This is a genomic window from Streptomyces sp. NPDC003016 (genome assembly GCF_053591455.1).
On the sequence record NZ_JBSFTV010000013.1, the window covers coordinates 28,711 to 47,912 of the forward strand.

Here is a 19,202-nt window from a genome sequence, read left to right on the forward strand (position 1 = left end):
GGGTTCTACTCTCCTTCGTCCAGGACGGCGTCGCCGCCCTTGATGTGGCGGGCCGGATTGAGGCCCTTCTCCATCAGGTCCACCACCCAGGCCATTTCCTGCACCCCTTCGACCTTCGCCAGGCCCGGGGAGAGGCCGAGGCGGAAGGAGCCGGGCAGCGGCTTGCCGGAGGTGGAGTAGGGCAGGAAGTCCAGCGGACCGGGGCCGGGACTGGCGTAGACGACGCAATCGGACAGTACACCGAGCGGGTACTGTCCGGTGGCGCGGGCGACGTTGGCCATCTTGCGGTGCATGTTCACCCGGGCTCTGGAGACGACCGCGGCACGGATGTCGGGGCGCCACGTCGGGCGCCGAAGAGCCGGCCACGGTTCGCCGTCGCGGTAGTGGCGCCCCTGCGGGCGCTCACGCAGCTTGCCGACACCACCCTTGACCGTGGCCTTGATGGCAGCGAGGACGGCCGCCATGCCGGGGTCGGTCTGCTTGTGCTGCTCCATCGCGGCGAGGAACTGCTGGTCCTCCAGGTCCGCGTGCACCCCCAGGTCGGCCATCGTGTCGACGTACGCGGCCTTGAGACGGTCGTGCCACGGGTCGAGGAACGCGCCGGTCTCCCGCCGCAAGTACGCCTCGATGGGCTGGACCTCGTGGCCGAGCTCCTGTGCGTAGGCAACGGTGTGGGTCTGGTACCAGGCCGGACCCGTCGGGCGCAGACCGGACGGTGTGAACGGCGACGGGAGGCGTGGGTCCAGCTCGATGTGCGAGAGGTCCACCAGCCAGCTGCCGGGGATCTTCTTGTTGAACCGGGGGCGGTCGAAGTGGTCGGGACCGCAGAGGCCGACGACCAGCCGGGCCGCGGCGGCGAGGAAGGCAACGTTGAGGTCCAGGCCGACCGCGAAGGGCCGCAGGCACTCCTCGTCCGTGAGCAGGTGCGGGTCGCGCACCCACTGGTACGCCTCCTCATCGAGGAAGCCACCCGTCCAGCCCTGCGCGACAGGGTGCTCGGCGGGGGCCTCCGGTGGCGCGGGATCGACCGGCTCGGTGCCGAGGGAGCCGGGGTTGTGGCCGGGCACCCACTCGCCCGTCGCCTCATCCTTCACGGCTCGGGTCGGCGGGCGCAGCGCCGTCATCAGTTCCAGGCCGGAGACGGCGGTGGAGCCGCGGGGGGTGATCACCCGCTGGGCGTAGACGCCCAGGACGCGCGCGATTTCCTCCGGTTCCAGCTCGGTGACCCCGGGCCAGGCGCGGGAATCCAGCGCGTCCCAGGACAGGATCGCAAGCTGCACGCACTGGCGCTGTCCGGCCTTCGCCGGGCGGTAGATGCGCGCCCACGGTCCGAACCCGCGCTGCGTCAGTTTCCACTTCGCCTTCGTGATCTGCTTGACGACCGGGTGGCCCTCCTCCAGCCGCAGCGAACGGCGGGCCTCCGGGCCTTCCAGGCGCTCCGGCAGCCCGAACCGTACGGCCGCCGACACGGTCAGCACGATCAGCGGGTCGGAGTCCTTGCCGTTGCGGTGCAGGCGCGCAGCGCCGAGTCCCGACTCTTCCAGGGCCCATACGACCAGTTGTGGAATCGTCGTCGCCGGGCATTCCAGTACGATCCCGTCCACGCCGTACGCGATCCCGTCACCGTCCAGCACGGCAAGCGGCCCGTGCGGGTAGGGAGCAGCGGCACGGCTGGGCACGACACGCTTCCTGGCCGGGCGCAGCGATGACGTCACGGGTCCCGCCGCGGGCGTGCTCTTCGCGACGGGCACCGCCGCGGGGACGGCCGGAATCGGCTGCGCCATGGAGGCGGGGCCGGTGGACATTTCCGGAACGGCTGCAGCCGCGGGAACGGCCGCGGACACCGGCGCCGGGTACCTCTCGGCCCAGCCCTCCAGGAGCCGCAGGTATGCCTGCAGACGCGGTGGCCTCGGCTCGGAGCGGCCGTTCTCCCAGTTCTTCACCGTCTGAGGCGTCGACTTCAACGCCTGTGCCAGCTTGGTCTGGGAGACACCGGCCGCCTCGCGCAGCCGGGCCCGTTCCGCCGGAGGCGGCAACTGCGGTCCACCCTCCAGCAGCGCGTCCACTGCCTCGAACAGCTCTTCCTGGCTTGGCATGTGGTGCACCTCCTTCCGGGACCCTAGCAGAATTTAACCCATGATTAATGCCTGGATTTAACCCCATCGGGTATTTTTTGGTTGCGAGCGCATGACGTCGGCCAACAGTTGGCCAGCGGTCTGCGAGGGGCTTCGGTGCCGTGGCAGATGGAGATCGCCACCGGTCGGCGGGCCGGGTGGGGCGTCTGCCTCAGAGCATGACCTGCGACTATTCGAACTTCGCGGCATGCACGCACGGTTCGCTGCCACAGGGCCAGATGCCCGGGCAGCATCAAACCCGCATCAGTCACTGCCGCACGGCGGACTTCCGCTCGTCGTGCGACGGAATCGACGGAGCATCAAGAGCCGGGCGATCCTGCGCCACCTGAGAACCGGTCGTCGAAGTAAGCGGTCAACGCCGCTTCGCCCCACTCAAGCCGCTCCCGTTGATTTCGGGGCGGAGATGCGCCGCTTATCCGGTCTGCCCGCCGGGAACCCGCCCCGGGGTGGTACGGGGCGGAGGTCGGTGAATGAGCTTGTGGGAGCGCTCCCATGGCAGGCATCATCGCCAGATGACTTCTCCTTCGACGTCTTCCTCTGCCGCCGCGGGCCACACCGCGCTTCCCGCCGGAGCTACGGACACCTTCCAGGAGCAGGAGCAGGAGCAGGAGCAGGAGCAGGAGCCGACCGTACGCCCGTACCGGCCGGGGGACGGGGACGCCGTGGCCGACATCTGTGCCCGCACGGCCGACAACGGTGGCGACTCCCGCTGCCTCTACCCGGACCACCCGGATCTGATGTCGACGCTGTTCGCCGCGCCGTACGCGTACTTCGAACCCGACCTTGCCTTCGTGCTCGACGACGGGACCGGACGAGCCGTCGGCTACATCCTGGGCACGGCGGACACCTCGCGCTTCGTAAGGACCTGGCGCACCGTATGGCTCCCGAGGGTCGCGGACCGCTACCCGCTTCCCGAGGGCCTGCCGCGTACCCCGGCGCAGGAGATGATCCCGTTGCTGTACCACCCGGAGCGGATGGTCCGCCCGGAGGTCGCCGCGTACCCGGCCCATCTGCACATCGACCTGCTGCCCGACTGGCAACGGCGCGGTTTCGGCCGGGTTCTGATGCACGCCTTCCTCCATGCCTTGCGGGGCAAGGGTGTCCCGGCAGTCCACTTGTCCATGCTCACCGCCAACATCCCCGCCCGGGCCTTCTACGACCGGCTGGGATTCACCGAGATACCGGTGGCGGACCCGGGGCCGCTGACATACCTGGGAAGGCCGACCGGCGGCGAACGCTGAGCCAGCTCCTCGTCTTCCGTCCGTCCGTGGCTGGTGCTTGGCTGCTTCGTTGCCGTAAGCACCTCGCGCGGACCCGTGAACGCGGGGCCGCAGCCGGCCGGAGGAGGTTTCACGTTCTGCACCACGCTCATACGGCCGGCCGCTTCCCCGGGTGGCGCTGTGCGAAAGGAACCACCCGGTCACTGGTTGATCCGGATGGCAGGCTCTGCCTCCCCGGAGAAGGAGCCACGCCACGACCGGCCGGCCGACCGGCCGGCCGGAGACCGAACTGGCCGGCCCTCCCTGGTCGACTCGACGGTGACGCAGGTGGTCTTCCTGAACACCGGGACTGTCTCGTTGTCGCAGAGGCCGTCGTGCTCCGAGGAGTTGCTGCCGGACAGGTTCGGCAGCACACCGCCCGTACCGGCGTCGCTCTCGACGGCGTGGACCGCCGCCACCCCGAGGGGAATCACCTGTGATCTTGTGTTCCGTACGGGTCGGCTTCGGTGTTCCCGCCCGGGGAGAGACCGAAACCGGCCGGATGCGGCACCGGACGGTCATCCGGCCTTCCCTCGACCGGAGCGCCGACCGCGCGAGTATCCAGGGGCCTGAGAGGAGGGTTCCTGGCTCTTGCTGTCCTGACCCGGCACCATGCGCCGGAGGGCAGTGGCAGCCGGGCCGCCGCCACGCCTACGAGCCGGCAGTCGTCCACAGCCGACAGGAGGAACTGCTGCCGGTCGGTGCCGAGTTGCTGCCCCTTGGGTGACCCGGTAAGACCGTCAGTCCTTTCCGGTCTGACGGTGCGAGTGGGTGGTTGGTGGGCTGTACGGAGAGGTCGGACTTCTGGTCGGTACGGGTTCACGGTCAAGATCACCCGTGCCGACCAGGAGCTTCGCTTGTTCGCCTTCCTTCCTCAAGCTCCCGGCTTCGTTCGAGCGAGGGAGAGGCTCCATCCTCTGCGAACGGGCCATGGCCACCTTGAAGGCCGCCCTCCAAGGGCCTGGGTTTCGAGGTGGCGACGGGTGGGGGGGCATCCAATGGGTTGCCCCCCCGTGGGGGAGACCGCTCAATTGCTCATGAGGCCCCGCAACGCTGCGACGTTCTGCGTTTATTCGTCGAGCCTTTTCCAACCCGGCATCCACGCTGGTCAGCGCCTGGTCGTCGGTCGATTTCCCGCATCCGGCACGCGCCCCTGACCAGGGCTTCCACACGCACACCAGGTTGGAAGAGGCTCAGTAGTAACCAGGGACTGTTCCTGTGGTGCTGGTGACTTCCGTCTGGTGCTGGTGACTTTCGTCAGGACCTGCTGGAGCTTGGCCGGCTCGGGTGTACCGGCCAGGCTGTGCGTGATCGGCCGGGTGCGGGTGCGCCGGGCCGTCTTCACCTGGGCGGGGGGCCACCCTTGTAGGTGGGTCCGCCGCATGCTGCCCTTGACTTTCCGGACCTGCTCGAAGAGCGCGCCGGCCACGACGCCGCTGACGGCGCCGAGCGCCAGGCCGATGGGCTTGCAGGCACCGTGGAGGCTTTCATCAGCGACCCTTCCTCTTACGGCGCACGAGGACGAGCACGGCGAGCGCAGCGACTCCGGCGATGAGCAGGCCACGGTTGCTGTGCGCGCGCTCTGGTGCCTGATACGCCTTCTCCAGGACCGGATCCGGGGTCTTCTCCTGAAACTTGTCTGCCACGGCGGCCGCTGTCTGCGCGATCCGCTCCTTGGTCTGTGCGGCCTTCTGTTGTGCTTGGGCCTTGACATCGGCCTTGGCGGCCAGCGCTTCGACGGTCTGGCCGAGTTCCTCGCGGGTTCCTTCCACCTGCTCGCGCAGTTCTTCAGGGGTAGGCGTGGAACCGTTGTCCTGCGGGTTGACGGTCATCGGTGCGCTTTCTCCTTGATCTCAGCGACGTCGGCCTTGACGCCGTCGATAGCGTGCTCGGGGACGGGCGGGTTCGCCTGGCTGATCTGTTTCCTGCCCACGGCGCCGAGCCCCGCAGCCAGCGCCGCCAGGACCGCGGTCACGGTCAACGCGGAGACCCACAGCGGCCACATCAGGTTCAGCGCCACGATCGCGGTGGCGGCAAGGGCCTGGAGGGCGAGGAGGCCGACCACGCCGGATCCGCCGAGCAGGCCGCCGCCGATCCCGAACCGTTTGCCCTTCTGCTGCATCTCGGCCCGGGCGAGGCGCAGTTCCTGCCGCATCAGCTGGGAGACCTGCTCCGACGCCTGCTTGACCAGCTCACCCACCGGCTCCTCGGCCTCGGAGGTCTGACGCGGCCGGGGGGCCATGGACGTGCTCATCGTCCTACCTGCCTTTCCATGCTCAGCCGGGGCACGGCGTGGGCGTGCCCCGGCGTGACTGCCGGCGGCCCGGACGTCAGCTTCCCTTTCCTGCGCCGGGGGCGACGGCGTGGACGGGCGCTTCGGCGTCGGGTTTGACGGAGTCGGTGCCGTTCAGGCGGGCGCGGTGGGTTTCGTGGCACTCGCTGGTGACGAACGGGGCGAAGGGGTAGCCCTTGCCGGGCTGGTGCCGTATCTCAAAGGATGCCGCCATGACACCTGACTCTCCGCTCGTGTCGGGTACGGGGCGTTCCCGGCCGCGTACCCGAGTTCTGTCTTGCCATGCGGGTGGCCGACGCCCCGTACAGGGGATTACAGCAGCCTGCGGAGCAGCAGCCGAGGTGCGCGGTGGACCAGCCAGGCGCTGGTCAGGCCGATGACGGCGCCGACCGCGACGTCGCTGGGGTAGTGGGCTCCGCTGTGGACACGCTCCACGGCCACCATCGCGGCGGGAACCGCGGAGGCCGCTCCCCACCATGGGGAGACGAGGGCCACCGCGGCGGTGAAACCCACGGCGGCCGCGGTGTGTCCGGACGGGAAGGAAGAGCTCTCCGGCCGGTCCTCGGCATCGTCGTGCGGGATCATCTCCACGGGGGGCCTGCGCCGCTCGTACAGCTGCTTGCACCCCGCGTTGCCGATCACCTGTGCGGTAAGCATGCCGGCCAGGCCCGCCGCTGCGGCTCTGCGCTCGGTGTGCCCGCCCGTGACGGTCATGACCAGGGCGGTGCCCCACCAGAGTTTCGTTTTCTCCGCTGCGGACTCGACCGCCGGCAGCACTTGCCGGGCCCAGGGGGAGTCCCAGGAGGCGGCCCGACGGGTCAGCTGCCGGTCGAGATCGAGGAAGTCATGGAGTGGACGCATGATCGTCTGCTTCCCCGCAGTCCGCATCCCTACGCCAGTTCGAGCGGCGCGCCGGGGTCCAGTGGAGCCGGACTTAGGTGCCACCTCTCATCGTCGCGCATGTCGGGCCGTGCGGGAGTGGCGGTGCCGACGGACAGGCCGGGGCATGAACAGACGCTCCTCGTATCGGCCCAGCACAAGCACTAAGCCGAGGAAAAGTGCCGGCAACAGCACCGCGATCACTGCCATGAGCACCAGAACGCTGTCAGGCCAGGGCCTTGTCGACGACCCGGGCTGCGTGAAGGACTTCGGGCAGCGGCAGTCCCAGGACGCCGGCGAGTTCGGCCAGCTCCCGCTCAGTGGGATGGACGGGGCCACTCGCCCCGTCCTCCACGAACGCCCTGATCCGTGGCGTACGGATTCCGGTTCGCTCCGCGAGGGCCTGCACGGTCAGGCGACGGCGGCGCATGGTCACTTGCAGAAGCTCTCCAAGGTCAGCCATTCCCCTCGCCTGCCCACCGCAGAGGTACTCAGTCCTCGGATCGTCCGTCCGGGCGGGCGGGCGCAGGCCCTGAGGGCGACAGCCTGACGTTCACGCGCCTCTCCGCGCCCAGGAGCTCAGCTGCCGCCTCATCAGTTGCCCCTTCGTCTGCGAGCCCGCAGCCGGACTCGGAGCCACCCCCGCCGCAGGGTGAAGGCCACACCTGTTGACAAGTCCGGCCGGCCACCGCTGCGCGGCGCCTCCACACGTTCCCGGCCGCATACGGGCGCCGGGAACCCGAGGCGCCCGAAGGGGCAGGGGACAAGAGACCGCGGGCCCCAGGAGGATGAGTTTCGCCGGTGGCCCAGTTCTGCTGGTCGCCGGCAGCGGCGTCTCCGCCGTAGGAACGCCGCACTGCGTAGCCGCCGCGGCTGATCTGTTCTGTTCGCCGTTGTCCCGAATGTCCTGAACCGTGGCCAGAACCCGGTCCCCGGGTGGCTCGGCTCGACGCTGCTGGTGTGCCGACGCCGAAAGGGGCATGCGTGAGGTGAGAGCAGGCGCAGACCGGCTGCGCTGTCCGGGCGAACCCGGAGGAAGGACTGAGCTGATGAAGGATTTGCTGCAAGGCTTCCGCAGCTTCATTCTGCGCGGAAACGTCGTGGACTTGGCTGTCGGTATCGTCATCGGCGCCGCGTTCACCACTGTGGTCAACGGCTTCGTGAAAGCTTTTCTGACCCCTGTGGTGGGCCTGGCGACCGGTGCGACGGGCGACTTCAGCCGCAAAACCTTCACGATCGGCCAAACCATATTTCCCTATGGAAACTTCATCAACGCCACGATCGGATTTCTGCTCATCGCTTGCGTGCTGTACTTTCTCGTCGTCCTGCCGGTCAACAAAATCCACGAGCGTTTCGCCCCGCATCACGATGTCCAGGCGGACAAGCGGGACTGCCCCGCATGTCTCAACCCCGTCCCTGCCCAGGCGCGCCGCTGTGGGCACTGCACCAGCGAGCTGGTGCCGCTCACTGATGCGGCCGAAAGCGGCACAATTCCCCCAGGCCCGCGCACACGTGCCTGACAGCCGACTTCCCCGGGCGAGAGCGGGCCGCGATGAGTGCCGGCGGCTGCGCAGAGGGCGGGAGACGTTGCCGGAAACAAACGGTCCTCAGCCGGCCGCTCCAGGCCCAGCTCACCCACCGGCGTGAACCCGCAGGCGCGGCAGGTGTATGACCTCGGGCGGCAACCGGTCGACGGTGTCGGTGGAGGCCGCGGGCAACTGAGGCGTGCGGGGAGGCGCCCGGGGCAGGCGTGTGGTTATGGAAACGTTGAATCAATGGGAACAAGCCCTCGAACGCTGGCAGAACGCACTACTCGCCAAGGTTTCCCACAGCGAGCCGGTCGAGCTGATCGATGCTCTGCGGCGTGAATGCGACGACCATGCCGTGGTGTGCAGCGAAAACCGCGTCATAGCGCCCAACGCTTATGAAGTCGGAATCGACGATCGTATACACGAGGAGCTGGTCCGGCACGGCGATCGGGTGGGGCAAGCCCTGACGGATGCTCTCGCCCGCCACGGCGAGAAGAACGGCTACGAATGGGCCGGCCCGCTCACTGTGCGCGTCACCGCCTCGGCGGACCTTCCCGACGGCCGCTACCGTGTTGCCAGCAGTGCCATGCCCCATGTTCGCGCCGACGCTTTCCCCAGGGTGAGTTGAGCCCGGTGTCTCGGGGCGCTCGGTCAGACGCAGAGCTGTTGTCGCGGTCGCGCAGGAATGGCAGTGATCGTTTCTATGCTGAATTCAGTCATTCTGATGACGAGTACGGCGGGCTTCCGGGGGCACGCGGGTTCTAAGCCCCGAAGGCCGGGGCAGTGGACAGGAGGAGTTGTCGTGTCGTTCCTGTGGGCCATCATCGCGGGACTCATCATCGGCCTGTTGGCGAAGCTCGTCTTGCCCGGCCGTCAGCCCATTCCCCTGTGGCTGACGATCGTGCTCGGCATCGTGGGTGCCCTCGTCGGCAATGTGCTGGCCAGTGCCTTCGGCGTACGGGACACCGGAGGTATCGACTGGATCCGGCACATCTTCCAGATCGGCGTCGCCGCCGTCCTCGTCGCCTTCGTCACCCCCCTGTGGGCCCGACGGCACGCTTGACCCCACCCTGCTTCCGCCCTGTCGCCCGTACTGCCGGCCGGCAGGGCATTTCAATGCCCGATGACAAAGGACTGGCCGAACGTGACACCGGCCGGCCCGTCACGGGCGTCCGCATGAAGCAGCCGGGAGTTCTTCGACGTCCGGCGGATCACCGCTGATCACACCGGCGCGCCGCAACGCCCTCGGACCGTGCGGCGCGGGCGTGCCGCGTCCGCTGCGGTACGTCAAGTGACCGGCGCCGCCTCCCGGTTGAAACTCGTCCACCTGGTGGCACCGCGGTACCGCACCGGCAACCGGATGATGCGGGCGCTCTGAGCACCAGGGCGCTTCGGCGAGCCGATGGCGGGGTGATGGCGGGGCGTACGAAGACCCGGTGAACCGGCCCGGGCAGGCGAAGAGCCTGGGGCGGCCACATGGAGCAGACCGCTGATGTGGATGTGCGCGCGGCTTGCTAACGGCTGTGTCTCGGTGAGGTTGCACTACTGCTGAGGGGCGTTCTTTTCGCGGGCCCCGGACGTTGGCCGGGCATGGAAGGTTCCCACGGTGAGATCGCTCGGGGGTTGTGGGCGTGTGCGTACTGGCTGGACTCGCCGGTGCACGGCGGTGACGACTGCGCGTTGTGTGCGCTGCTGCGGCAGACAGGTACCCGAGACCGGCTGGGTGACGACCCGGTGGCCGGACATGCCAGGCCGGAGCCGGGCGGTTCTGCATCCGGTGCGCTCATCTGGCCGGTGGGGGAGGCGGCGCCGGGGCGAGAACGGACTGTGATGCTCTGCGCGGCGGTGATCACGGCCGTGTGGGCGATGGTGGCTGTGGCACTGAGCTGAACCGGCGGCCCATGGCAGACCAGATGGTGCAGCGGCTGCGGCCTCCACCGCCTGAGCCGGACGGTGAGATCGTGCAAGCGGTCCGGGACGGCGACGATCTGCGGATCCGGGCGCTGCCCGAGCGGCTGGCCCAGCAGGCCGATACCGGGGCGCTCCTGCTGCTGCGTACCCGGTTGAACGAAGACCTGTTCCCGGGCGCACGCCCCGGACCCGGGCGTGAATGATGTCTGGGGCTGTGGCATGGGCGCGTGCTGTGTGCCGGGCTTCGGCCGGGGTTCGGCCGGGGTTCGGAAGTGAGCCACGACCGGAGCACCCCCTCCATGAACAGTCCCGGCGAGGGCCGGTGTCATGATCATTACTCAACTGTCAAGCTCTCGCGCCGAACTCATTCTGAAACGGTCAGTAATGGCGGATGAGGTGGGTGAGGGTGGTGCCGCTGGAGAGGGCGGTGCGTTCGGCGACGTCGAAGACGACGGGGTCGAAGGCGCCGTCGAAGGCACGGGATTCCGGCGCCGGCGACCACGGGGTAGCTCTTGACCACCAGTTCGTCGATCTCGGGGAGGAGAGCGCCCGCGAGCCTGCCGCCGCCGCAGAGCCAGATGTCCAGGCCGGCGTTTTCCTCCTGCTTGAGCTCGCGCACGAGGGCGAGCGGGTCGCCCGGGACAACGGTGACGTCCGGGCCGATGTCGGGCTTGAGGATGCTTGACACCACGTACTGGCGCAGGTGCGCGTAAGGGCTGGTAATCCCCGCGTCGAGCGGGGACCGGTAGGTGCCGAGGCCCATGACGACCGTGTCGAAGCGCCGGTTGGGCGCGTCGGAGAGGCCGGCGGTGGCACGGTAGGCGGTCGGGACGGTCTCGGGGTGCAGCGTGTTGATCCAGGCGGAGTGGGCGGCGGTCTGCTGTCCGTCCCCGGTCGGGAAGAAGTCGCACTCGTCACTGGGACAGGCGGTACGGCCGTCGAGCGTGACGCCTACGTAGTACACGAGCTTTCACATCCCTGAAAACTCCACATGTACTACTATGTTTGCAGTGGTTTGAACGTAGTGCTACGGATGGAGTGGTGTCAATGGTGAGAAGGAACGACCAGCGGCGCGCCGCCCTGGTCGACGCCGCGATCGAGGTGCTGGCCAGGGAAGGTGCGCGAGGCCTGACTTTCCGGGCGGTGGACGTCGAGGCCGCGGTGCCGGCCGGCACCGCGTCCAACTACTTCGCCAACCGTGACGACCTGCTCACCCAGTCCGGCGCCCGCGTCTATGAGCGGCTCCAGCCCGACGAGGCCACGATCGCCCGCCACCGGGCGGCCGACCGTGACCGGGAGACGTACGCGGAGCTGATGCGTGAACTCATCGGCCGCGTCGCCTCCTTCCGCACCGGCTACCTCGCGCTGCTCGAACTCCGCCTCGAGGCCACCCGCCGCCCCGCCCTGCGCGAGGTCCTCACCGCGCGAGTCCGGGCCGACGTCGACGCCAACATCGCCTACCACGAGACCTCCGGCCTCCCCGGCGACGCGATGGCCGTCAAGCTGCTCATGCTGGCTCTGAACTGGCTGATCGTCGAGCAGCTCACCCTGCCGGACGTCTTCACGGAGACGGAGCGCGAAGAACTGGTGGCGGCCGCGGTCGAACGCATCGTGAGGACGGAATAGACGGACCGGGCGCGGGCTCGACCCTGGGCGGTGACGCGAGCTGCCTCGAATTCGGCGATCTCGGCCGCGCTCCCGGGTCTTCGCGAACGTCAGCCCGGCCTTCTGCCCGCACTCCTCGCGCTCTCCGCACGGGCATGACCACGGCTCCAGCGCCCCGGGCAGGGGATCGACGGCGTCCATCCGTGATCCCGCATCAGCTGCCCGGCCTTCGCCGCCATGCCCGCCTTCTGGTGCTTCCCGCACTCGGACGCCACACAGGGCCGGCACCCGATGGAGTCCCGGCCCTGTGGCCCTGCGTGTCCCCTGTATGTCCGTCACAGCCCGTACCGTGCTGTTGTGGGGCGCGGGGCGACTTCCTGCCCGCAGCGTACGCACCGGCACGGCCGACTCCCCTTGCCCGCCACGGGCCGGGGCTTCAGCGGCCCAAGCCCCGGCCATACGCATGACCTCGACGGTCTCTGCCCCATTGACACGGCGCACCACCGCGGACACCCCGGCCCGGAACAGGGCCGACAACCTGCCTGTCTTGCCCTTCAGGGCTTACGGGCGACGAGTCCCCACTGGTCGACGGCTGCCGGATGCTCTTGCGTCGGGCGCCAGAACGCGATGGATACGAAGCCCGGTTCGATCAGCTCCAGGCCCTCGGCGCACCCTGTGATCTCTTCCGGTTCCCGTACCAGGTAGGGCGGGTTGTCACCCGAGTCGTACGCCTCCTGCGCAGCCAGTGTCTGCGGCGTCTTCACCGTGTCGCAGAGCACCAGGTAGCTCCCCGACGGCATCCGGGCCATGTACTGCTGAACCACCTTGATCCCGTCGGCCGGGGGCAGGTGTCCCAGGGTCGACAGCAGGAGCACCGCCACCGGCTCGGACAGGTCCAGCGTCTTCGCCGCCTCGTCCACTACCGCGTCCGTGTCGGACAGATCCGCATCCACGTAGGCCGTCCTGCCCTCCGGGGCGCTGGTCAGCAGCGCAGCGGCATGAACCAGGACGATGGGGTCGTTGTCCACATAGACGATCCGGGCGTGCGGTGCGACGGACTGGGCGACCTCGTGGGTGCTGTTCTCCACCGGAAGACCTGTTCCCACATCCAGGAACTGATGCACTCCCAAGGTGGTGAGATGGCGGACCGCCCGGGCCTGGAACGCACGCGATGCCTGCGCGATGTCGGCCATCTGCGGGTAGGCGGCCGTGACCGCGTCGGCCAGCTCCCGGTCCACCGGGTAGTTGTCCTTCCCGCCCAGCCACGCGTTCCACACCCGCGCGGAATGCGGTATGTCCGACCGTATCTGCTTGCGGAACTCAACGTCGTCAGGGGTCATCACATTCTCCTACTCGCCGTGCAGGTAACACAGTTGGCCAGAAGCTGGCGGGCTGCACTCATGGGCATGACCGTACCCGTGCCCCTGAGGGAAGTTGCCCGGCCCCCGGACTCGGAGGCCATCGTCGTGGCCATCCCCGACGAATTCGGCATGAACGGCGCGGAGCTGCGCAGTCACGGCCGATCTGCTCCATCACACCGGCGCAGGAACGGCCTCACGACGCGTCGGCAGCCGCAGGCGGACCAAGAAGCCTGCTCCCGGCGAGAGCGTGGCGAATGGCCCGCGGACTGTCCTGCTCGATCGCCAGGCCCCGCACCCCGACCACCGAAGTCACCGACCGCGTAATACGAGCGACCACCTGCACCTCACGTCCATCGCTCCCGACCCGCTCCTGCCGCCGGCCCTGCCCGCGCGCAGAGTGTGGCCCTCCTGGGTCGCCGCAGCGCCTGCCGGAGCGTGGCGGCTCGTGCCTTCACTCGGCTCACGAGCCGTCTGGTTGGTGCGGGACCGCGGTTACGCGCCGGACCGATCGTCCGCCCCCTCCCTCGGGTCCGGGGACGCGGTACGTGACGGCACCCGCAGGTCACCGTGCTCGCGCACGTAGACGACGGCGACCTCCACACCGCGCCGCCAGTGCTCGTGCTCGTGCTTGAGGTGAGGACGCACAGGCTGATGAACACGGCAAGCGCGGCCGGGCTTCTGGTGGAGCTGACCGACATCGACTGCGTCGAAGTCACCATCTGACCCCCTGCATATGCGACACGGGCCGGAACCCACGCGTGACTGGGCGCTCAGCTTGACCAGTCGGCGTTCGAGTTCCTCCGAAACCGCGGAACGTAGCCGATCCCTCCCTGGCATTCGCGACATCGGTGAAGTCGGTGAAGTCCAAGTCGGCGATGCTCAGATGGGCGGAGATCCCGGAGCACCACCGGGCCGGGACTCGGAAGGTCCGCCCGGGTTCGTCGTAGAGATCGACGGCCAGGAGCGGGTGCGACGGGTCAGCCAGGAAGCCCGAGGTGGCCAACTGAAATGCTCAGCCACACCACGCCAGGGTTCCGGCCCGTGCGTTGTCGTCGGCTCGTGCTGCTGACCTGCCGCTCGCTTGCCCGGCGTTTCAGACGCCGCATGCCGTCCGAGGGGGCGCGTCCACCATGGTCATCCGGGATTCGGGGTCTTGAGATCAGCCTGCTCGCGGTGCCGCGTCCTGCTCCGCTGCGCGTTACGGCGTGGTCGGAACGACTGCCCGTGAAGCCGTGGGGCGGGCCGTGTGTCTGCGCAGCCGTCGTCCCTCCCGTGGGGAGGGCCGGGAGGGACGGCGGGTCCCGCCCGTGTGGCAGCACACAGAACAGGGCCAGGGGCGGCGGCCCTCGCCTGGGAGCGAGAGGATCACCGTCGTCACAGCATTGCACTGGATTCAGCCAAACGACAGGGTCATGACTGAAATGCGTCCCCCAGGTCGTGCTGCTTGCTGTCATCATCACCCTGCGCCTGCGCCTGCGCCTGTGCCGCCGGACGCAGGCCAGAAGCCTGAGAGATGAGCAGCTCACCGTGATCACCGTGCTGGCGTTCGGAGTGCTGATCGCCCCGGCCGCGTGCGGTCAGGGGATCGCGAACGTCCTGACCCAGCTTGCCCAGGGCATCTCGGGGGCCGGCTCATAGGGCCGGAAAGCCACCGTGTCCGGGCGGATCTGACGGGCTCGGGAGGTCCTCTCCACCGCACGGATGCCACACCGCCGAAGGTGTTCACGAATGGCGCGCGGTGAATGCGCCTTGTACGCCAGGACCGTGCGCGGGGTCGCGCGAGGCCGACTGGCAGACCGGGGCACCCGCAGGTGGGCCAAGACCTGCCCACACGCGGGTACGACCCCCGCCCGGCCGGGGTCCCTTTTGACGGGCCCCGGCCGTGTGCTGATGAGCCCGCATGATGGCGGAATCCACCGCGACGACCCAGTCGGGGCCGTCGTCGACATCGGCCTGGGCCGGCAGGGCGCTGAAGACCTTCTCCCCGGTGCCATCGGCCGCCCACCTGCGCAGCCGGCTGTGGTCTCCCCCCTCTCGCGCGATGAACGCATCGGCGAGGGCGGCCCGTTCCCGTGCCGGGCTGGCCCTGAACGCGTGGTTTCAGTGATCTGCCGGGACGGCGATGGACTGGGCGTGGTGGAAGATGTTGTGCGGGTCCCAGCGCTTCTTCACCCGCTGCAGTCGCTCGTAGTTGTCCTTGTAGTACAGCTGGGACCATGCCTGTCCCGAGGTGTTCTGTTCGGTCGTGTCGGACAGGTCGACGTCGGGGTAGCTGATGTAGCAGCCGTCGGTGTTCACCGTCTTGGTTTCGGGCCGCTGAGGGTCGGCCACCGCCGGGACGCCACCGGTGTTCTTGTACACGGCGCGGTAGAAGTCGCGGATCCACTTCAGGTGCGGGGCGGCGATTTCCGGGTCCACCTCGGCGTCCTTGTAGTCGTGCACGCCATCTTTGTTCGCGTCCGTGTTCCAGCTCCAGTAGGTCTGGTACTGCAGCTTGAGGACGGAGGAGCGCTGCGGCACAGCCGTCGCGTCCGGGGCTGTCTTGTTGATCTTCCCGCCGTAGGAGTCGACCTGCAGGAGCGCGGTGGGGTTGTTGTACTCGTTGGTGAGGTGATGGTGGATCGCATCGATCTGGGGCTGGGTGAATCCGCTGGTCATGTACGCCGACTTGTACTTGCCGCACCGGTTGGGTCCGGTGTCGTTGAGGCTCTGGGTGGCGGTCAGCCACGGCAGGCTGGTGGCCGTGAACCAGTCGGTTTGCGGCCCGTGCTCAGCGATCGCCAGGTCCAGGGGCTTGGTTTCGACGAAGTGCTTGCCTTCCTTGGAGGAGAAGTCCTGGGTGATGTACGTCAGGAAGTCCTTCAGACGCTTGGGGGAGTCCTTGCGGGTGCCGTCGAGCTGGACGGTCAGGCCGACCTTGCCGGCGCTGCGGTGGGTGAGCCGCAGGAGCGTGAACATGTCGCTGTAGTCGGTCTTATGGAGGAATTCGGGGCCACCTGTGCCTGCGTGTTCGTACTCGAAGAACTCTCCGTAGCGGCGGACGAGACCTTTGAACGCAGCGGGGTGCTTCAGGAAGTCGTCCCACTTCCAGGCAACCGCCTGCAGGAGGACCTGGGCAGGCGGCTCCGGCAGGCCGCGGAACCAGTACCGCGTGATGACACCGAAGTTTCCTCCGCCGCCACCGGTGTGGCCCCACCACAGGTCCTGCAGGTCGGTCTCCTTGGAGTCCTTGCGGGCCACCTTGACCACGGGCTTCCTGCCGTCGGGGACGGTGACGACTTCGACCGCGTACAGGTAATCCACCGTCAGCCCGTGGAGCCGGGACAGCAGACCGTAGCCGCCGCCGGAAATGTGTCCGCCCAGCCCGACAGAGCTGCAGGACCCTCCCGGCAGGGCGAGGCCGGTGGAGCGGTACAGCCGGGTGGTGCTGCCCCAGTTCGTCGCACCGGCCTCGATGCAGTACGCCTTCATCTCGGAGTCGTAGGTGACGCCGTCCATCTGGCTCACATCGATGATGACGCCGACGTCGGCCGAGCAGACGAAGTCCTCGTAGCAGTGTCCGCCGGAACGGACAGTGATACGGCGCCGCTTGCCGGCCGGCCTGCTCAGATAGGCAGTCAGGGCGGCGACCACGTCCTCTGTGGAGGCGGCCAGGAAGACGTTGTCAGGTTCGGCGATCCAGCGCTGGTTGAAACCGCGACGCAGAGCGTCGTAGCGATGGTCGGCGGAAGTGATGTCGATCGGTGTTGCTGGCATGGGACCTTCTCGAGCGAGGCAGCGGCAAACAACCTCAGTCCTACCGTGCACCCGTTGTGTGTAACCGGCTCCTTCGAGTGAACCGGCACCATTCCGACTGCTCGTCGTCGGCCACGTGGGGCGGCCGACCGGGACCGAGGCCGGAGCCATCCCTCGCATACGGCCGCCGTTGTGTGAGTGCCCGCTTCCCGTGCGGCCTGAAGGCCCCGCACCCGCCGCGCGGCAGGAGGGCCGGCCGAGGCGAGGCCAAAAACAACAACGAGGCGACCGGGGTGTTCTGAAGCCCATGGAGGCCGTTCGCAGGAGGCCATGACCCAGGGCCTCCTGTGCTCCCCCATACCAGACTCAGAATTACAGCGGATCAACTCCTTCCTGACGGCCTTCGCCCGCCGCCAGGCCGCGCGGATCGTCGACCTCCCGGGCGGGTTCGCCGTATATGACGACGCCTTCGCACATTCCCGCGCGAACAACCGGGCCGTCATCGACACGGCCTTCGAACCCGAGGTGCTGCCCGCCCTCGCGGAGGAGGCACCGGGGCATCTGCCACACCGAGTGATCTCCGTTCTTGACGACGAAGTCACAATGGCGTGCGCAGAGCCACTGGTCCGGGCCGGATACACCCACTCCACCTATCCGGTCATGCTGCAACCCGTGCCGGTTGAACCGCGCAGTACAGCGGTCCTCAGCCGGCTGGTCAGGAAAAGCCCGTCCGGAGCGGTCCGCCCGGTCGACGTGCGAAGGGCGTCCGGGCGGACCGCACCTCACACCCGCGTTGACGCGGATGTTCCCCGGGTGTTCCGTGTACCCGTCACCATCCAGGTCGGCCGAGGCCGGTGACCGGTGACCGGTGACCGGTGACCGGTCGAACGCATCGTTCCTCCCCGCGGTCCCCGGCACCCCGGACGAGTCCTGGTGCACGACGGTGCGCCGTCCGGCGGACACCCCGGAGGCCGATCCGTAGAACACGGCCACGGCTCCGGTGTACTCCCGCGACCCGGCCTTCGCGTTCGGCGCGCCGACGGCGAGGTCGGGGCGGCCGTCACCGTCGCGGTCGGCCTCGGTCCCGGACCGCACCGGTGCGGCCTCGGGTGCACCGCGGAGTGGGCTGAGCGTGAGGGCGCCGAGCAGGGTGCAGGGTACGGCGTACCTGTGGGACGGGATCGGTTTCGACAGCGTCTTCGACGACCTCGTCGCCTGTGGGTGGCTGACGGAGGATGTGGGAGCCATGACATTGACCGAGGCGGGGGAGGTGGGGGAGGCGGGGTGTGTACGGGCCGGGGAGCGTAACGTGCGAGTGCATCAGCAGACGTAGGAAGGCATCGCTACGGCCGGCTTCGTGACCACGGTCAACGTCCTGCGTCGCATGGTCGCCCATCTGGGAGGCAACGGCGACCTGCCCGGCCGAAGGGGCCGTCGGGCTGCCGTGCACGGGTGAGAGCGTCTCGACGTGGCTGGGGTGATCACGGCGTCGGAGCCGTCCTGGACAGCCCCGTTCACCGGACTGAGCCCGCGCGGCTTCGGCGAGTTGCTGACCGCCCTGCGCCGCGGGGGCGCCGGTAAGGTACGCGGGGGCGCCCGTGGGGCTGCCGCTGGAATACCGGATGCTACGGGGCGCAGCGTACTGACGTACTGGTGTGCGAACTTGACGCTGCGCCGGTCGGCCCCGCTCTTCGGCATCTCGAAGTCCGCCGCGGACCGCGTCATCGGCCGACTCGGGCCGGTGATCGCGCTCCGGCCCCGCAAAAGGTTCCGCGGGGACGCTGTGCTCATGGTGGTCGCCACCCTGGTACCTGCCCGCGACCACACCGTCACCGGGCCGGCCAGGACCTGCCCGCCGGGCAGGAGGCGAGCAACGAGGCCCACAAACAGGCCCGAGCCCGCGTCGGGCACGTCCTTGCCCGCATGAAGATCTGGAAGATACTCCGCGACTGCCGTCTCAAGGGTGACGGTGTCCATCACGCCATGCTCGGCATCGCCCGCTTCCACGACCCCAGCCTCGCCGGACAGGCGAAAGACCCGCACCGGCCGATCGCGGCCGATCACACCCTGACCGGGGCGAGGCTCATTCACGGGACGCCCCTTGAGGCGAGCTACTGTGAAGGGGCACCGAACGGGTTGTCGATGACGTACCGCCAGCGGCCGTCCGAGCCCCGCCGGGCGACGTCGGTGGCGGTGCCCTCGACGTGCACCGCCCGCCCGTCCTGGCCGGCTCCGTCGATGACCCAGTCCACTATCAGCAGCGCCAGCTCCCCGTTGCGGTATACGTGTCGCGGACGGACCGAGATGGGGACTCCGAGCTTCTGCAGGCGGCCGTTGGCGGCGTGCAGGTCCGGGCCGGTCACCGGCGCTCCGGGCTCCGGGACCAGCACCGCCGCGTCCTCGTAGACCTGCGCCAACGCGGCGGCATCGCCGCTGTTGAACCGCGCGGCGAACACTGCGGGCACCTCTTCAGGCCGGTCGGCCAGTTCTCGCAT

General features: G+C 68.8%; 21 protein-coding genes and 2 pseudogenes. 10 read left to right on the forward strand and 13 right to left on the reverse strand.

Annotated elements, in window-relative coordinates:
* Window positions 1-5 precede the first annotated feature (5 nt).
* Window positions 6-2,096, reverse strand: a complete 2,091-nt coding sequence (gene tap, locus ACWDZ4_RS13445; RefSeq protein ID WP_451508535.1) for a telomere-associated protein Tap — start codon at window positions 2,094-2,096, stop codon at window positions 6-8.
* Between the two features lie 551 nt (window positions 2,097-2,647).
* Here tap and ACWDZ4_RS13450 point away from each other — a divergent pair.
* A complete protein-coding gene (locus tag ACWDZ4_RS13450) occupies window positions 2,648-3,376 on the forward strand; it encodes an N-acetyltransferase family protein (protein WP_451508536.1) in 729 nt (242 codons plus the stop codon).
* A 179-nt stretch (window positions 3,377-3,555) separates the two neighbouring features.
* Here ACWDZ4_RS13450 and ACWDZ4_RS13455 read toward each other — a convergent pair whose 3' ends face one another.
* The 6 genes from ACWDZ4_RS13455 to ACWDZ4_RS13480 all read right to left on the reverse strand — a co-directional run bounded on the left by ACWDZ4_RS13455 (window position 3,556) and on the right by ACWDZ4_RS13480 (window position 7,029).
* On the reverse strand, window positions 3,556-3,828 hold the full coding sequence (locus tag ACWDZ4_RS13455; protein WP_451508537.1) for a hypothetical protein: 273 nt from the start codon (window positions 3,826-3,828) through the stop codon (window positions 3,556-3,558).
* Window positions 3,829-4,884: 1,056 nt separating this feature from the next.
* Window positions 4,885-5,226, reverse strand: coding sequence for a DUF3618 domain-containing protein (locus tag ACWDZ4_RS13460; protein WP_451508538.1), 342 nt, complete (start codon window positions 5,224-5,226; stop codon window positions 4,885-4,887).
* Window positions 5,223-5,648, reverse strand: coding sequence for a phage holin family protein (locus ACWDZ4_RS13465; RefSeq protein ID WP_451508539.1), 426 nt, complete (start codon window positions 5,646-5,648; stop codon window positions 5,223-5,225). Before ACWDZ4_RS13465 ends, ACWDZ4_RS13460 begins: the two co-directional genes overlap by 4 nt.
* A gap of 76 nt (window positions 5,649-5,724) precedes the next feature.
* Entirely contained in the window at window positions 5,725-5,901 is a 177-nt protein-coding gene (locus ACWDZ4_RS13470) for a hypothetical protein (RefSeq protein WP_451508540.1), read from the reverse strand.
* Window positions 5,902-5,999: 98 nt separating this feature from the next.
* Entirely contained in the window at window positions 6,000-6,548 is a 549-nt protein-coding gene (locus ACWDZ4_RS13475; RefSeq protein WP_451508541.1) for a phosphatase PAP2 family protein, read from the reverse strand.
* A gap of 244 nt (window positions 6,549-6,792) precedes the next feature.
* Entirely contained in the window at window positions 6,793-7,029 is a 237-nt protein-coding gene (locus ACWDZ4_RS13480; protein ID WP_451508542.1) for an XRE family transcriptional regulator, read from the reverse strand.
* A 586-nt stretch (window positions 7,030-7,615) separates the two neighbouring features.
* On the opposite strand from ACWDZ4_RS13480, the gene mscL reads away from it, so the two are divergent.
* The 4 genes from mscL to ACWDZ4_RS13500 all read left to right on the forward strand — a co-directional run bounded on the left by mscL (window position 7,616) and on the right by ACWDZ4_RS13500 (window position 10,209).
* Window positions 7,616-8,086, forward strand: coding sequence for a large conductance mechanosensitive channel protein MscL (gene mscL, locus ACWDZ4_RS13485; protein ID WP_451508543.1), 471 nt, complete (start codon window positions 7,616-7,618; stop codon window positions 8,084-8,086).
* 238 nt (window positions 8,087-8,324) lie between these two features.
* A complete protein-coding gene (locus ACWDZ4_RS13490; RefSeq protein WP_451508544.1) occupies window positions 8,325-8,723 on the forward strand; it encodes a DUF3662 domain-containing protein in 399 nt (132 codons plus the stop codon).
* Window positions 8,724-8,897: 174 nt separating this feature from the next.
* Window positions 8,898-9,158: a GlsB/YeaQ/YmgE family stress response membrane protein gene (locus ACWDZ4_RS13495; RefSeq protein ID WP_451508545.1), complete on the forward strand. Its 261-nt coding sequence runs from the start codon at window positions 8,898-8,900 to the stop codon at window positions 9,156-9,158.
* An 838-nt stretch (window positions 9,159-9,996) separates the two neighbouring features.
* Window positions 9,997-10,209 (forward strand): hypothetical protein, encoded by a 213-nt coding sequence (locus ACWDZ4_RS13500; RefSeq protein WP_451508546.1) that lies wholly within the window; start codon window positions 9,997-9,999, stop codon window positions 10,207-10,209.
* A 161-nt stretch (window positions 10,210-10,370) separates the two neighbouring features.
* Here ACWDZ4_RS13500 and ACWDZ4_RS13505 read toward each other — a convergent pair whose 3' ends face one another.
* Window positions 10,371-10,970 (reverse strand): dihydrofolate reductase family protein, encoded by a 600-nt coding sequence (locus ACWDZ4_RS13505; RefSeq protein WP_451508547.1) that lies wholly within the window; start codon window positions 10,968-10,970, stop codon window positions 10,371-10,373.
* 83 nt (window positions 10,971-11,053) lie between these two features.
* Between ACWDZ4_RS13505 and ACWDZ4_RS13510 the strand changes: the two genes are divergently transcribed.
* The gene (locus ACWDZ4_RS13510; RefSeq protein WP_451508548.1) at window positions 11,054-11,632 is read left to right on the forward strand and encodes a TetR/AcrR family transcriptional regulator; all 579 of its coding nucleotides are present in this window, start codon (window positions 11,054-11,056) and stop codon (window positions 11,630-11,632) included.
* A 533-nt stretch (window positions 11,633-12,165) separates the two neighbouring features.
* On the opposite strand, the gene ACWDZ4_RS13515 is transcribed toward ACWDZ4_RS13510, so the two are convergent.
* Window positions 12,166-12,951: an SAM-dependent methyltransferase gene (locus ACWDZ4_RS13515; protein ID WP_451508549.1), complete on the reverse strand. Its 786-nt coding sequence runs from the start codon at window positions 12,949-12,951 to the stop codon at window positions 12,166-12,168.
* A 588-nt stretch (window positions 12,952-13,539) separates the two neighbouring features.
* Here ACWDZ4_RS13515 and ACWDZ4_RS13520 point away from each other — a divergent pair.
* A complete protein-coding gene (locus ACWDZ4_RS13520; RefSeq protein WP_451508550.1) occupies window positions 13,540-13,695 on the forward strand; it encodes a hypothetical protein in 156 nt (51 codons plus the stop codon).
* On the opposite strand, the gene ACWDZ4_RS13525 is transcribed toward ACWDZ4_RS13520, so the two are convergent.
* Window positions 13,685-13,975, reverse strand: coding sequence for a DUF6924 domain-containing protein (locus ACWDZ4_RS13525; protein WP_451508551.1), 291 nt, complete (start codon window positions 13,973-13,975; stop codon window positions 13,685-13,687). The genes ACWDZ4_RS13520 and ACWDZ4_RS13525 overlap by 11 nt on opposite strands.
* A 434-nt stretch (window positions 13,976-14,409) precedes the next feature.
* Here ACWDZ4_RS13525 and ACWDZ4_RS13530 point away from each other — a divergent pair, with 434 nt between their 5' ends.
* Window positions 14,410-14,610, forward strand: a complete 201-nt coding sequence (locus tag ACWDZ4_RS13530; RefSeq protein WP_451508552.1) for a hypothetical protein — start codon at window positions 14,410-14,412, stop codon at window positions 14,608-14,610.
* A gap of 462 nt (window positions 14,611-15,072) precedes the next feature.
* On the opposite strand, the gene ACWDZ4_RS13535 is transcribed toward ACWDZ4_RS13530, so the two are convergent.
* Window positions 15,073-16,728, reverse strand: a complete 1,656-nt coding sequence (locus ACWDZ4_RS13535; RefSeq protein WP_451508553.1) for an FAD-binding oxidoreductase — start codon at window positions 16,726-16,728, stop codon at window positions 15,073-15,075.
* 309 nt (window positions 16,729-17,037) lie between these two features.
* On the opposite strand from ACWDZ4_RS13535, the gene ACWDZ4_RS13540 reads away from it, so the two are divergent.
* Window positions 17,038-17,565, forward strand: a complete 528-nt coding sequence (locus tag ACWDZ4_RS13540; protein ID WP_451508672.1) for a hypothetical protein — start codon at window positions 17,038-17,040, stop codon at window positions 17,563-17,565.
* 135 nt (window positions 17,566-17,700) lie between these two features.
* Here ACWDZ4_RS13540 and ACWDZ4_RS13545 read toward each other — a convergent pair.
* Window positions 17,701-17,955 (reverse strand): annotated as a pseudogene (locus ACWDZ4_RS13545) (integrin alpha); the annotation flags it as partial.
* Between the two features lie 220 nt (window positions 17,956-18,175).
* On the opposite strand from ACWDZ4_RS13545, the pseudogene ACWDZ4_RS13550 reads away from it, so the two are divergent.
* Window positions 18,176-18,732, forward strand: a pseudogene (locus ACWDZ4_RS13550) (IS5/IS1182 family transposase); the annotation flags it as partial.
* A gap of 86 nt (window positions 18,733-18,818) precedes the next feature.
* Here the strand turns inward: ACWDZ4_RS13550 and ACWDZ4_RS13555 are convergent.
* Window positions 18,819-19,202: a YybH family protein gene (locus ACWDZ4_RS13555; RefSeq protein ID WP_451508554.1), complete on the reverse strand. Its 384-nt coding sequence runs from the start codon at window positions 19,200-19,202 to the stop codon at window positions 18,819-18,821.